The sequence below is a fragment of the Thalassotalea crassostreae genome (genome assembly GCF_001831495.1).
Lineage (GTDB): Bacteria > Pseudomonadota > Gammaproteobacteria > Enterobacterales > Alteromonadaceae > Thalassotalea_A > Thalassotalea_A crassostreae.
The window spans coordinates 582,811-595,675 of the sequence record NZ_CP017689.1 but is presented as its reverse complement, the minus strand read 5'-3'; the positions used below and the strand labels follow the sequence as shown (position 1 = coordinate 595,675).

The 12,865-nt window shown below is 39.5% G+C and carries 15 protein-coding genes and 1 other RNA gene; 6 read left to right on the top strand and 10 right to left on the bottom strand.

Going from position 1 to position 12,865, the window contains the following annotated elements; genetic code table 11:
- Positions 1 to 14: 14 nt before the first annotated feature.
- Entirely contained in the window at positions 15 to 1,328 is a 1,314-nt protein-coding gene (locus LT090_RS02680; RefSeq protein WP_068544891.1) for a malic enzyme-like NAD(P)-binding protein, read from the top strand.
- Here the strand turns inward: LT090_RS02680 and LT090_RS02675 are convergent.
- Both LT090_RS02675 and rnpB read right to left on the bottom strand, forming a co-directional pair.
- A complete protein-coding gene (locus LT090_RS02675) occupies positions 1,323 to 1,703 on the bottom strand; it encodes a hypothetical protein (RefSeq protein ID WP_068544893.1) in 381 nt (126 codons plus the stop codon). The two genes, LT090_RS02680 and LT090_RS02675, sit on opposite strands and share 6 nt — an antisense overlap.
- 199 nt (positions 1,704 to 1,902) lie before the next feature.
- Positions 1,903 to 2,282, bottom strand: an RNA gene (rnpB, locus tag LT090_RS02670) — RNase P RNA component class A.
- A 113-nt stretch (positions 2,283 to 2,395) separates the two neighbouring features.
- On the opposite strand from rnpB, the gene LT090_RS02665 reads away from it, so the two are divergent.
- Entirely contained in the window at positions 2,396 to 3,052 is a 657-nt protein-coding gene (locus LT090_RS02665) for a glutathione S-transferase family protein (RefSeq protein ID WP_226996512.1), read from the top strand.
- 1 nt (position 3,053) lies between these two features.
- Here LT090_RS02665 and rsmI read toward each other — a convergent pair whose 3' ends face one another.
- Positions 3,054 to 3,902 (bottom strand): 16S rRNA (cytidine(1402)-2'-O)-methyltransferase, encoded by an 849-nt coding sequence (gene rsmI / locus LT090_RS02660; protein ID WP_068544895.1) that lies wholly within the window; start codon positions 3,900 to 3,902, stop codon positions 3,054 to 3,056.
- A gap of 136 nt (positions 3,903 to 4,038) precedes the next feature.
- Here rsmI and LT090_RS02655 point away from each other — a divergent pair, with 136 nt between their 5' ends.
- From LT090_RS02655 to LT090_RS02640, 4 genes are read left to right on the top strand one after another with little or no spacing between them, the layout of a single operon-like run.
- Positions 4,039 to 6,024, top strand: a complete 1,986-nt coding sequence (locus tag LT090_RS02655; protein WP_068544897.1) for a penicillin-binding protein activator — start codon at positions 4,039 to 4,041, stop codon at positions 6,022 to 6,024.
- Positions 6,011 to 6,391, top strand: a complete 381-nt coding sequence (locus tag LT090_RS02650) for a YraN family protein (RefSeq protein WP_068544898.1) — start codon at positions 6,011 to 6,013, stop codon at positions 6,389 to 6,391. The genes LT090_RS02655 and LT090_RS02650 overlap by 14 nt, the downstream gene beginning before the upstream one ends.
- Before the next feature lie 2 nt (positions 6,392 to 6,393).
- Entirely contained in the window at positions 6,394 to 6,984 is a 591-nt protein-coding gene (locus LT090_RS02645; protein WP_068544900.1) for a phosphoheptose isomerase, read from the top strand.
- Positions 6,985 to 7,027: 43 nt separating this feature from the next.
- A complete protein-coding gene (locus tag LT090_RS02640; protein WP_068544902.1) occupies positions 7,028 to 7,591 on the top strand; it encodes a BON domain-containing protein in 564 nt (187 codons plus the stop codon).
- Positions 7,592 to 7,696: 105 nt separating this feature from the next.
- On the opposite strand, the gene LT090_RS02635 is transcribed toward LT090_RS02640, so the two are convergent.
- From LT090_RS02635 to rplM, 7 genes are all read right to left on the bottom strand, one after another.
- On the bottom strand, positions 7,697 to 8,086 hold the full coding sequence (locus tag LT090_RS02635; protein WP_068545051.1) for a ClpXP protease specificity-enhancing factor: 390 nt from the start codon (positions 8,084 to 8,086) through the stop codon (positions 7,697 to 7,699).
- 21 nt (positions 8,087 to 8,107) lie between these two features.
- Positions 8,108 to 8,749: a stringent starvation protein SspA gene (gene sspA, locus LT090_RS02630; protein ID WP_068544904.1), complete on the bottom strand. Its 642-nt coding sequence runs from the start codon at positions 8,747 to 8,749 to the stop codon at positions 8,108 to 8,110.
- A 233-nt stretch (positions 8,750 to 8,982) separates the two neighbouring features.
- Complete coding sequence (locus LT090_RS02625) at positions 8,983 to 9,732, bottom strand: cytochrome c1 (RefSeq protein ID WP_068544906.1); 750 nt, start codon at positions 9,730 to 9,732, stop codon at positions 8,983 to 8,985.
- Positions 9,732 to 10,997 carry a cytochrome b gene (locus LT090_RS02620; protein ID WP_068544908.1) on the bottom strand — a complete coding sequence of 422 codons (1,266 nt, stop codon included), beginning with the start codon at positions 10,995 to 10,997 and terminating at the stop codon, positions 9,732 to 9,734. Before LT090_RS02620 ends, LT090_RS02625 begins: the two co-directional genes overlap by 1 nt.
- On the bottom strand, positions 10,997 to 11,587 hold the full coding sequence (gene petA, locus LT090_RS02615; RefSeq protein WP_068544910.1) for a ubiquinol-cytochrome c reductase iron-sulfur subunit: 591 nt from the start codon (positions 11,585 to 11,587) through the stop codon (positions 10,997 to 10,999). The genes LT090_RS02620 and petA overlap by 1 nt, the downstream gene beginning before the upstream one ends.
- Positions 11,588 to 11,893: 306 nt before the next feature.
- Positions 11,894 to 12,286, bottom strand: coding sequence for a 30S ribosomal protein S9 (gene rpsI, locus LT090_RS02610; protein ID WP_068544912.1), 393 nt, complete (start codon positions 12,284 to 12,286; stop codon positions 11,894 to 11,896).
- Positions 12,287 to 12,289: 3 nt separating this feature from the next.
- Positions 12,290 to 12,718, bottom strand: a complete 429-nt coding sequence (gene rplM, locus LT090_RS02605) for a 50S ribosomal protein L13 (RefSeq protein WP_068545052.1) — start codon at positions 12,716 to 12,718, stop codon at positions 12,290 to 12,292.
- Positions 12,719 to 12,865 lie beyond the last annotated feature (147 nt).

Below are 12,865 nucleotides of genomic sequence, written 5' to 3'. Positions count from 1 at the left end.
TATTTGAGGCCGTTATGCGTATCGTTGAAATACTGTTAGTAGAAGCTCCCCACAAACCTGGTTATATGGCGAAAGTACTTGGCGTTGTAGGTGAATTTGGCGCAACAGTCGAAGGCCTTAATGCAGTTCGCCGCCTAGATAAAGATACCATTTGGGAAGTGACCGTTGAGTATGATGACTCCTTAAGTATCGAAACCCTATTCGAGCAAATTAACACCCTACCTGACACCTTTATCACAGGTAAATCTGATCGTGTTTTTAATCGTCACAAAAAAGGTAAAATAGAAACCGTTTCTAAGTTAAATATTGATACGTTGGAAATCTTGCGAGATGTATACACTCCCGGTGTTGCTCGAGTATGCCAAGCCATTGAGCATACTCCGGAAAAAATAAAAGAATTTACTAACATTCAAAATACGGTTGCGATTGTAACCAATGGTACGGCGATTCTTGGTCTAGGTGATATAGGCCCAGAAGCCGGATTACCTGTTATGGAAGGTAAAGCTGCCATTTTTGCCGAGTTTGCGGGGTTATCCGGTGTTCCTATTTTATTGAAAGAAAAAGATCCGTTGAAAATAATTGAAATTGTTGAAGCGATATCACCATCTTTCGGCGCAATACTGCTTGAAGATATTAAAGCACCAGAGTGTTTCACCATTGAAGACGAGCTAATCAATAGAGTCAATAAACCTGTGTTCCACGATGACCAGCATGGTACTGCAATGGTCGTACTAGCAGCGTTATTATCAGCAACAAAACAAACCAATATAGAACTTAAAGATAAAGTATTTGGACAAATAGGTTTAGGCGCTGCGGGTATGGGTATCTGTAATTTATTATCAGAATATGGTGTAAAGGATGTTGTTGGTTGCGACCTGAGCGAAGACGCGCAAAAGAAACTTCTTAGCCTTGGTGGTAAACCAATGGGGCTTGAACAATTAATGCAAACTGCTGACGTAGTCGTTGCCACAACTGGTGTTAAGGGGTTAATAAAACCAGAGTGGGTTAGAGAAGGTCAAATAATTATGGCGTTGACCAATCCAGATCCTGAAATAGAGCCTTCGGTTGCTCTAGAGCACGGCGCATTGTTTGCAACTTGCGGCAAGGTAGTCAATAACATGCTAGCTTTTCCTGGACTATTTAAAGGTACATTGGCAGCCGACGTAACTAAGATCACTCATACAATGAAAATTGCAGTATCAGAGACGTTATCGGCACTAGCAAAAAATGGAGCATTAGTACCAGCATCTCTAAATAAAGAAGCACACCAAAAAGTTGCAGAAGCTGTTTATCAAGCCGCAATAAAGCAAAAAAACGAGTATTTATAAGTACTCGTTTGTTGAGCGCTTCTTTGGCTGTGGCGAGCTAACGGAAATATAGTGAAATAGCTCGCCACCGCTTTCAGTAATGTTCTCGTTATTGTAAGTGCTATTTTTATCACTATTATCTCCAATACCATCGCCATCGGTATCGGCCCATTCTGTTGCGTCTAGTTCAAATGCATCAAACTCATTGTCGACACCGTCACCATCAATATCTACATCCTCACTATTTGCGATTCCATCACCATCCAAATCATTGGTAACCTTCATTGGAATTGACGAGCTTTTGTCATTTATGCCGTCACCACAAGCAAGTAATATTGCAAATGCGGCAAAAAGGCTTAATACTTTTCCAGTAGTTTTAACTTGTTCAATTATCATTGTTTTTCTCTTTGCTTTGGTTGATAGGAGAACTACGTTCATTTATATAACGATTGAACTATGTACAAAAAATCTGCTAGATAATACTGTTGTGACAAAGGTGGAATTTTACAAAACCGAAAGTCTCGTATTTGTATACTTAATGGTTTAATTAGAATGAAAAAGCCCAATGCACTTTCATACATTGGGCTTTATTAAATTAGTGAGTTGGCCGTATAAGCCGGGTTCTGTTACTTCCGAAAAAGCGACAATCATTCGTCTAGGCCTAGGATCGCTCCTAGGCTCAAGCAACCTACCCGGTTCCAACGCGAGCCGCGCCGTACGGAACCCTATTTGGTCTTGCTCCGGGTGGAGTTTACCCTGCTGCCAGCTGTTACCAGTGGCCCGGTGCGCTCTTACCGCACCCTTTCACCCTTACCAACAGTAAACTGCTGGCGGTCTTCTCTCTGCTGCACTTGTCGTCGGCTTGCGCCGCCCAGACGTTATCTGGCACCCTGCTCTGTGGAGCCCGGACTTTCCTCCCCTCAATCCGTCTACCCGAAGGCACAACGATTGAGCAGCGATTGTCTGGCCAACTCAGGGCGGATTCTACCCTAATGTTTATGCCGAACCAAATGTTTTAAAAATTATTATCTAAAAAATTAAAAATAACGTATCTTGAAAGTACCAATACATAAGCAAAAATTAGCTATATGACCATCAATCTTTGGCATTGCCATAATTCACGTTCGCTCAGAGTGTTATGGGCATTAGAAGAAATGCAATTAGACTACCAAGTTCATTCATTGCCGTTTCCACCGCGTTTTAAGGATGAGTCATTTCTCGAGGTAAACAGCTTAGGTACTATCCCATTTTTAAAAGATAACAATTGTGAACTGACAGAATCCACTGCAATGCTGTTATATTTGGCTGAAAAATATCAAGTGAATAAATTACGATTAACCATTAATGATAGTGAATATGGTGACTTTCTAAATTGGTTATTTCAAAGTGATGCGACTTTCACATTTCCCTTAACTCTCGTTTTGCGTTATTCACAATTTGAATCGATAGAGCGTCAACAACCACAAGTAGTTGAGGATTATAGCATTTGGTTTATGGCTCGACTAAAACGGCTTAATGAGCACTTACTTACTCACAAATACTTATGTGGCGATAAGTTCACTATCGCAGATATTGCCGTTGGCTATTCGTTGTATTTAGGTAAAATGCTAGGTCTTGACCAGTATTTTAAGCCACAAACAGCGAAATATTTAACAAGATTAATGGCTAGACCAGCGTTTATAAAAGCGAACAGTATAGGAAAAAATATCGCAAACTATGAAATTTCTGAAATCTCTGATGACTGATTTATTTTATCTCTAGGGCAATTTGATAAAGTGCATTTTTCTTAACGCCATGAATTTCCGCTGCAATTGCACAAGCTTTTTTCGGTTTCATTTCGCCAAGTAATAATTTTAGGGTGCTAATTGCTTCTGATGAAATAGCGTTAGGATCTTGCAATACGCCTTCAATGATCAGAACCATTTCACCTTTAAGTTGATTAGGATCTTCGCTCAACCAAGCATGCATGTTCTTAGCGCTGTCAGCATGCACCGTTTCAAACGTTTTGGTTAATTCGCGAGCAATAACTATTTGTCGCTCACCGCCAAGTACTTCTTCGATGTCAGCAACAGTATCAATCGCCCTTCTTGGCGCATCATAAAACACCATAGTACGAGTTTCATCGGCAAGTTCCGCCAATTTCGATTTCCTAGCGGTTGATTTTGATGGTAAAAAGCCTTCAAAAGTAAAACGATCAGTAGGTAGCCCTGCGACAGATAACGCCGCAATTGCAGCACATGCACCAGGTACTGGAACTACATTAAGATTTTGCCCTCTAAGATGACGAACAATATGAAAACCAGGATCAGAAATCAGCGGTGTGCCTGCATCCGAAACTAAAGCAATACTTTTGCCTTCAGTTAAAAGTTGAGCGAAATAATCTTGTCGCTGTCGCTCATTGTGATCGTGTAACGAAATGGTTTTATTTTTAATACTATAATGACTTAATAAACGCCCGGTATGACGAGTATCTTCACAGGCAATAAGATCAACTTGAGCAAGAACATCTAATGCACGCTGGCTAATATCTTGAAGATTACCAATTGGCGTCGCAACTACATAGAGTGTTGCAGGATTCACGGCGGTTTGATTCATATAAGTACTTAATTTTTGACAAAGAATAATGTTAACAAAGCAGGCTAAGCAGTTTATAGTATACCAAGCTAGAGAAAAATATGTTTAAAACAAAACTGTTAAACAAAAATTAATTCAATTTAGAGATCAGCTATTCGTGATTAGAAAATCAATTTCACTAAAATATTCAATCGTAATTGTCACTCTGTTAACTCTTTATGGTTGCGCTACGCCTGAAAAAAAGAAAACTGACACAACGACTCCGACTAGTGCTATCGAAACTGTGGAAGTAATAGAGGATAGTACCGATAGCGAAATAACTGCTGAAGATCTAGTTGAGCAAGCAAGTTCAGAAGACAATGAACAAGCGATAGTATTGTTATTACAAGCTACCAATAAATACATACAGCAACAGCAACTTGATAAAGCATTATCAATGGCGTTAGAGCTGAGAAAGCTATCGCTAACTAATGCTCAAGAAAACTACAATCAGCTAAATATTAGTGAAGTGTTATTTGAAATTGGCGAAATAGAATTAGCCAGTCAAGAGCTTTCGAAAGTAAATACTCAAACCGTGAGTAAAAGGCAATTATTTTTGCAGGCTAATATCAATGTACAAACTGGTATGTTGATTAACGGCATTATTGATTACTTAAATTATCATCAACAATACCCTATCACTGCTGAAGATGAGGCTTTCTATCTTGCCACGTTATTCGCCAAGTTAAAGCCTTATCAAGTAACTGCATTATCAAAAAGAAAAGCACTACATTTAGAAGGATGGTTGGCATACACAAGTTCATTATCTGAATATGGCAATGCAGACGATATTACTAATCAACTTGCAACCTGGCAGTCAAAATTCCCAGAGCACCCCGCTAATTTGTTAATTGCAAATGTTCAACAGCAAGCGATAACGTTAGAGCAAGATGCTGAATTTGAAACCGTTAGCGTGTTAATACCTTTATCTGGTCGAGAGAAAACACTCGGTGAAACTATTCAAGCCGGCATTATGGCTGCGTATCAACAAAAGTCAAAAGTACAACTAAATTTTATTGATACCAATGCAACTAATATGAGCGATATCGTTGCTAACTTGCATCAACAAAAGCCAAGTTTCGTCATTGGGCCGTTATTAAAACAGCATGTTGAAAGCTACCTAGCTTCGACGCATGATGAAACTGCTTTTGACGAAGGTTCTGTTGAAATGACGACAATTTCAGCTGAAAATAACAATCCATTTACTGAGAGTGAAGCGATTACAGAGAGTGCGCAGTCGTCTGATCAATTATCATTACAAGAACAGCTGACTTTACCTCATCAATGGCCAACATTGCTGCTAAACTTGCCTGAACAAAACGTGTTAAACAAAAATCAATTTGCACTTTCGATGTTACCTGAAGATGAAGCAAGACAAGCGGCATTTAGTTTAAGCCAAAAAGGTTATCAACAGGCTATGGTGTTAAGCCAAAACAGTACCATTGGTAAACGCATGGCAAAGAGTTTTGCCGATGAATGGCAAAAGTATCACCACACTCAAGTAAATATCATTTACTACCCGAATGGTAAGGAAATGCAAACGGCAGTCAAACGTGGACTAGAGGTCAACCTGTCTGACGAACGCATTTACTTAATGAGAAATCGGATCAGTGAAAATGTAAAAGCTGAAGCTCGAAATCGTCGTGATGTTGATATGATTTATATTTTTGGCACCCCTGATCAAGCTAGACTTATTAAACCTTACGTCGATGTTAATATAAGCCCATTCGCTGAATCGATAGATTTATTCGCTTCATCGCGCTCTCACAACGACAAATTAGACGCAAATACTCGCCGTGACTTAACAGGATTAACATTCACTGAAATTCCTTGGTTGTTATCATCTAGACAGGCAAACCCCGAGTTAGCCGAACAATCAAAACAGTTATGGCCGCAAAGAAGCAGCTCATTGGAAAGAATATATGCAATGGGTATTGATAGTTTTCAATTGTTAGAAAAGTTGAGAGCGATGCAGCTTATTCCGATGATAAAACATCAAGGCGAAATTGGTACATTGCAAATGGATGAACAAGGGATAATCAGTCGAAGTGTCGATTGGGGCAAATATCGTTCATCAAGAGTTCAACCGATTGTCATTAACTAAGTTAAATCAAAGCCAAAAGGGAAATATAGCTGAACAACAAGCTCTAGAGTACTTATGTGAACATGGATTAACATTAGTCGCTAAAAACTTTCACTGTAAACTCGGTGAGATCGATTTAATCATGCAAGACGCCAATGTGCTAGTGTTTGTAGAAGTTAAATATCGGAAATCGAGCTCTTTTGGAACTCCCGTTGAGGCAGTGAGTCTGAGTAAACAGAAAAAAATAGTTAAAACAGCCCAAGTTTATCTGCAAAAACAAGGCTTAAAAGAATATAATAGTGAATGCAGGTTTGATGTCGTTGCCATAGAGGGCTCGTCTGCTAATACTGATATTACCTGGCTGAAAAATGCCTTTTACGGAGTTTAAATATGTTAGAGCGTGTAAGACACAATTTTCGCGAAAGTATCGAAACCAAAATAGCCGCAAGTGAAGAATTGCCAGAGGCAATCGAAAAAGGCGGCATGATTATGGTTGAGTGTCTTTTAGGTGGTCATAAAATTTTATCTTGTGGTAATGGTGGTTCAGCAGGTGATGCTCAACATTTCTCATCAGAGCTGCTTAATCGTTACGAAACTGAGCGCCCAAGTTTACCCGCTATTGCATTGACGACTGACAGCTCAACGATTACCTCTATTGCTAACGACTATAGTTATGAAGAGGTTTTTTCAAAACAAGTGCGAGCCCTAGGTAATAGTGGCGATGTGTTGTTAGCAATTTCAACAAGTGGTAATTCACAAAACGTAATTAAAGCCATTGAAACTGCTGTTGCAAGAGATATGAAAATTATCGCCCTTACAGGTAATGATGGCGGTGAAATTGCAGGCTTACTTGGCGAAAATGATATTGAAATCCGCGTACCTTCTGGTAGAACGGCCCGTATACAAGAAGTCCATTTATTAGCAATTCACTGTTTATGTGAGATAATCGACACGACATTATTTCCACAAGCAGAAAGCTAAATTAACCCAATAAAAATTATTATAAAGAACTAAAATAAGCGCTATGAAAAAACTTGTTATCTCCCTACTCGCGGTGTCGCTGTTACAAGGTTGTGCAGTTGCTGTGATTGCCGGTATTGGTGCCGGTGCAGCATCAATTCATGATAGACGAACCTTAGGTTCGCAATTAGACGATCAAGCTATTGAAGTTAAAGCACATAGCTTAATCGCAGAAAATAAAGACTTAGACGAAAAAACTCGCGTTCAAGTAGTTAGTGTTAATGGCACTGTTTTAGTTGTTGGTCAAGCACCTAATGCGCAATTAAAAGAAGCAGTAATTAAATCGATTGCTGATATCCAAGGTATCAAAAAGCTCCATAATCAAATCCGTTTAAATAAGCTTACCAGTATGGGAACACGCAGTCACGATACGTGGCTAACCAGTAAAGTGAAAGCTCAATTAATTGCTTCCGATAAAATTGATGGTACTGCAATTAAAGTAGTGACGGAAGATTCTGAAGTGTTCTTAATGGGCCTTGTAAACAAAAAAGAAGCCGATGTAGCTGTTGGTATAGTTCGCAACATAAACGGCGTCTCAAGGGTATACAAAGCGTTTGAAGCTATCTAGTTTGAGTATTCGATTAAATTGAACTGCACATTAAATTTGAACGACAAAAAAGAGAGCAACTATGCTCTCTTTTTTATTGGTCGTGATGTGCTGAAATTCCAGGCGTTATTTTACGATAGAAAGACTCGGTTTACCTTTTTTCTCAGGTTTAACCTGTTCAGTTTCTGTGTCTTCGATGTCCTCAGGGTAATCGACAACAAATGAAGAACCGACACCATTCTCTCTTGCGTAAATCGCTACTATGGCTTCCATTGGTACATATAAATGTTCCAGTTTTCCACCAAATCGCGCGTTGAATTCAATCACCTCTCCAGCCATTACTATATCTCCTACCGACTCCGGGGAAATATTTAATATTATTTGACCATCGTTAATATGTTGCTCGGGTACCATTACATTTGGGTAATGTGCATCAACAGCAATATACGGTGTTAATTCATTATCTACAATCCACTCATAGAAAGCCCTAACGATATAAGGCTTATTTGAGGTCATTTCATCACTCATAAATTTTATTTACGCTGGACGACCGAAGCGTAACTCACGTTCTGTTTCAGTTAATGAAGCTTGGAATGATTCACGATCGAAAACTCGAATCATATAAGTTTTAAGCTCTTTACTTCCTTGGCCTGATAACTCAATACCAAATGCAGGCAAACGCCATAATAGCGGTGCTAAGTAACAATCAACTAAGCTAAACTCTTCGCTCATAAAGTATGGCGCTTCATTTAATACTGGTGCAATGCTTAGTAAGCTTTCACGCAATTCTACGCGAGCACTGTCAGCTTCAGCGGCAGAACCATTTAAAATCACTTTAGCAAGTGAATACCAATCACTCTCGATGCGATGCATCATTAGGCGACTGCGACCACGCGCAACCGGATATACTGGCATTAGTGGAGGATGAGGAAAACGCTCATCTAAATATTCCATAATGATCTTAGCTTCATATAATGCTAATTCGCGATCGATTAGTGTCGGAACAGTTCCGTATGGGTTTAAATCAATTAAGTCTTCTGGTAGGTTTTGTTCATCTACTAAATGAATGTCAACGCCTACACCTTTCTCAGCTAATACTATTCGAGCTTGATGCGAGTACATATCATCATCGTGTGAAAACAACGTCATTACAGAACGCTTATTGGCGGCTACAGCCATGGTGACTCCTTTTCTAAGAATATTCGGATGGGTAGTTATGAAACTACAGCACACATCATACTCGAAAACCGTTGAAAAACAAAACAGGTCAGACCACTTAGCAACTAAAATTTTATTGTGTCGCTAACTTTTCAATGAAAAGGGTCTCAAAGATCAAATATAAACCATCATAAACAAAAACGCCGTAATCAAATATTGATCACGGCGTTTTTAAAAGCATTGACTAATTGTGCTTAGTGCACATCTCGCCAGTATTCTTTCTTCAAGAAGTAGCTAAGGATGAAAAAGATAAATAAGAATCCTAATACCCAGTAACCGATACGGTGACGATCAACTTTACTTGGTTCACCAACATACTCTAAGAAGTTAACTAAATCGCGAACTACAGTGTCATACTCAGCAGGAGTTAAAACACCTGGCTGAGTTAAAACAAGGTCACTTGTAGAAAGTGGACGTTGGTCCTTAGCTTCCAACTTAAGCATTGCTTTGGCTTCTTCAGAAAGCTCTTGCACACCTTGTAGTTGTTGAAATACGTGTGGCATACCAACATCTTTAAAAGTTGCGTTATTTACGCCAAACGGACGACTTTCATCTTTGTAGAATGCACGTAAATAAGTGTATAACCAATCGCTACTTCTAAAACGTGTAATAAGCGTTAAATCTGGTGGCGCAGCACCAAACCAAGCAGCAGCTTCTTTCTTAGGCATAGTATTAGTGATGTGATCACCAACTTTCTCACCAGTAAACATTAACGTTTCAATACCTTCTTTTTCGTCGATATCTAAGTCAGCAAAGGTACGATTGTAACGTTGGTATTGTAATTCATGACAACCTAAACAGCTGTTCATAAACGTTTCAGCACCATTACGTAATGATTGTTTATCGGTAATATCATTGTTGGCATGATCCAATGGAACATTGCCACCAGCAGCTAACGCTAAGCTAGGAATTACCGTCAATAAAGCGATTATTATTTTTTTCATTATTTAGACACCCTTTCTGGTACTGGCTTAGTATTCTCGTTTTTCGAGTAGAACCAAAGCGCAATAAAGAAACCGAAGTAGCCAAGTGTTGCAATTCGACCAACTAGGTTAGCAAGGTCAGATGCAGGCATCGTACCTAAAACACCTAATACAATGAAACTGATAGTAAATTGAATTAAGTTGAACAAGTGTGCTTTGCTACGGAACTTAAATGATTTAACAGTACCACGGTCGAACCAAGGTAAAGCAAACAACATACCGATTGCCGCAAACATGCCTAACATACCTAATAACTTATCAGGGATAACACGTAAGATCGTATAGAACGGACCGAAGTACCAAACAGGTACGATATGCTCTGGTGTTTTAAGACCGTTGGCAGGTGTAAAGTTTGGCGCCTCAAGGAAGTAACCACCACCTTCTGGTGCGAAGAACATTACCCAACAGAATAAAATCAAGAATCCGGCAACACCCATAATATCTTTAACTGAATAATAAGGGTGGAAAGGTATCGCATCAACGATGTCATACTTATCTGTATATTGCTTGTGGAATTTGAATTTGCTTTGCTCGCTTTCAGGAACACTACCTTTCTTCTTCTTAATGTCAGTACCTTCAGGGTTGTTTGAACCTACTTCATGCAGAGCAAGAATATGTAAAAACACAAGAATAACGAGTACCAATGGTAAAGCAATTACGTGTAGAGCAAAGAAACGGTTAAGTGTTGCACCAGAGATTACATAATCACCACGGATCCACGTGGTAAGCTCATCACCGATAACTGGAATTGCACCGAATAAAGATATAATTACCTGTGCGCCCCAGTAACTCATGTTACCCCAAGGTAATAAGTAACCCATGAATGCTTCAGCCATTAATACTAAAAAGATTAACATACCGAAAATCCATAGTAATTCACGAGGCTTCTGGTAAGAACCGTAAATAAGACCACGGAACATATGCATAAAGATGACGATAAAGAACGCTGAAGCACCGGTTGAGTGCATGTAACGTAATAGCCAGCCAAAGTCTACATCACGCATGATGTACTCAACAGAAGCAAAAGCACCATCGCCAGATGGTTCGTAGTTCATTGTTAACCAGATACCAGTTACGATTTGGTTTACAAGCACTAACATCGCTAATGAACCAAAGAAGTACCAGAAGTTAAAGTTTTTTGGAGCTGGGTACTGAGCAACGTGCTTATTCCATGCATCAGTAACAGGTAAACGCTTGTCAATCCAAGCCATAAAATTAGCTAACATTATGCGTCTCCTTTGCCGATACCGATGATCAGAGTATTTTCATCAGGGAATGAATGCTCAGGCACTACTAGGTTAAGCGGTGCAGGAACACCAGCAAAAACGCGACCAGCCATATCAAATTTTGAACCGTGACAAGGACAGAAGAAACCGTAATCTACGCCTTCAACTTGCTCGGAGAAATCTCCTTTCTTATATGTCGGAGCACAACCTAAGTGAGTACATACACCTTCAGCAACTAAAAACTCAGGACTAATTGAGCGATGTTGATTTTTTGCGTATTCCGGTTGCTGCTCTTCTTTAGAAGCAGGATCACGTAATTGATCTTCGACCATATCAAGAGTCTCGAGGATCTCTTTACTACGTCGAACGATATAAATAGGTTTACCACGATATTCAGCACGAACTAGCTGACCGGTTGCTATTTTACTGATATTGACTTCAACTGGAGCGCCGGCAGCTTTCGCTTTAGCACTTGGATTCCAGGAAGCTATGAATGGCACAGCTGCACCAGCAACACCACCTGCACCGACTACTGCTGTAGACCAGGTTAGGAAGCGTCGACGGCCGTTGTTCACGGGCGCATTGCTCATTTCATTTCTCCAAAATTATTAGACACTGAGTTAATTTTTATAGTTTTGAGCCACTTTCTCGAATTTTTAACCAAAGGTAACCAAATAAGACAAAATGTACGAAAAATTTTGCTCTATGATAATGAAATAAGGGATTTTTTACAAGATAAAACCACACTACAAATACGCTTATTTCAAAGATTAATTGATCAATGGATAAATTGATGTGAACGATAAGTAAAGCAGCTGTTTTTTCGATTACTTCAAAAAGAACGAAGCAAAAAAAAACCGACGCAAGCGTCGGTTTTTTGAATACGTAATGTAAAATTAACGTTTTGAGAATTGTGGACGTTTACGCGCTTTGTGTAAACCAACTTTCTTACGTTCAACTTTACGAGCATCACGAGTAACGTAACCAGCTTTACGTAAGTTAGAACGTAAAGTTTCGTCGAACTGCATTAATGCACGTGTGATACCGTGACGGATTGCGCCAGCTTGACCAGAAATACCACCACCAACTACAGTGATGTTAAGGTCAAACTTCTCAACCATTTCAACTAACTCAAGTGGTTGACGAACAACCATACGAGCAGTAGGACGACCGAAGTATGTTTCGATGTCACGATTGTTAATTGTGATTGCACCGTTACCAGCTTTCATGAACACACGAGCTACAGAGCTCTTGCGACGACCAGTACCGTAATATTGATTATCAGCCATGTCTTATAGCTCCAAAACTTTAGGTTGTTGTGCAGCATGCTTGTGCTCAGCACCAGCATACACTTTTAATTTACGGAACATGTCACGACCTAGAGGGCCTTTAGGTAACATGCCTTTAACTGCAAACTCAATTGCGCGCTCTGGAGCTTTAACCATTAGCTTTTCGAAGCTAATTTGCTTTAGACCGCCAGGGAATTCAGTATGCGAGTAGTAAATTTTACCTTTCGCTTTGTTGCCAGTAACACGTACTTTCTCAGCATTGATAACAACGATGTAATCGCCAGTATCAACATGAGGAGTGTATTCTGCTTTGTGCTTACCACGTAAACGAGTAGCAATTTCAGTAGCGATACGACCAAGAGTTTTATCTTCGGCGTCCACTAAAAACCATTCGCGAGTTACGCTTTCTGGTTTAGCTGTAAAAGTTTTCATTAAAAAACCCATTTTAAATAAAGTTACATAAATTAGTTATTAGTTTCCTAACAACCGGTTTAAATAGGCTGCGCTATTACCCCTTCGAGTATCGAGCCTGATGCTTTTTCAAGCGTAGTAACGTTGGGAGCCGCGGATTATAATGAA

Excerpts from the sequence above, each read along its gene's own strand:
- rsmI (WP_068544895.1), bottom strand. The coding sequence starts at position 3,902 with ATGAATCAAACCGCCGTGAATCCTGCAACACTCTATGTAGTTGCGACG.
- LT090_RS02665 (WP_226996512.1), top strand. The coding sequence starts at position 2,396 with ATGACCATCAATCTTTGGCATTGCCATAATTCACGTTCGCTCAGAGTG.
- rpsI (WP_068544912.1), bottom strand. The coding sequence starts at position 12,286 with ATGGCTGATAATCAATATTACGGTACTGGTCGTCGCAAGAGCTCTGTA.
- LT090_RS02645 (WP_068544900.1), top strand. The coding sequence starts at position 6,394 with ATGTTAGAGCGTGTAAGACACAATTTTCGCGAAAGTATCGAAACCAAA.
- rplM (WP_068545052.1), bottom strand. The coding sequence starts at position 12,718 with ATGAAAACTTTTACAGCTAAACCAGAAAGCGTAACTCGCGAATGGTTT.
- LT090_RS02620 (WP_068544908.1), bottom strand. The coding sequence starts at position 10,997 with ATGTTAGCTAATTTTATGGCTTGGATTGACAAGCGTTTACCTGTTACT.
- LT090_RS02635 (WP_068545051.1), bottom strand. The coding sequence starts at position 8,086 with ATGACCTCAAATAAGCCTTATATCGTTAGGGCTTTCTATGAGTGGATT.
- sspA (WP_068544904.1), bottom strand. The coding sequence starts at position 8,749 with ATGGCTGTAGCCGCCAATAAGCGTTCTGTAATGACGTTGTTTTCACAC.
- LT090_RS02640 (WP_068544902.1), top strand. The coding sequence starts at position 7,028 with ATGAAAAAACTTGTTATCTCCCTACTCGCGGTGTCGCTGTTACAAGGT.
- LT090_RS02675 (WP_068544893.1), bottom strand. The coding sequence starts at position 1,703 with ATGATAATTGAACAAGTTAAAACTACTGGAAAAGTATTAAGCCTTTTT.
- petA (WP_068544910.1), bottom strand. The coding sequence starts at position 11,587 with ATGAGCAATGCGCCCGTGAACAACGGCCGTCGACGCTTCCTAACCTGG.
- LT090_RS02680 (WP_068544891.1), top strand. The coding sequence starts at position 15 with ATGCGTATCGTTGAAATACTGTTAGTAGAAGCTCCCCACAAACCTGGT.
- LT090_RS02625 (WP_068544906.1), bottom strand. The coding sequence starts at position 9,732 with ATGAAAAAAATAATAATCGCTTTATTGACGGTAATTCCTAGCTTAGCG.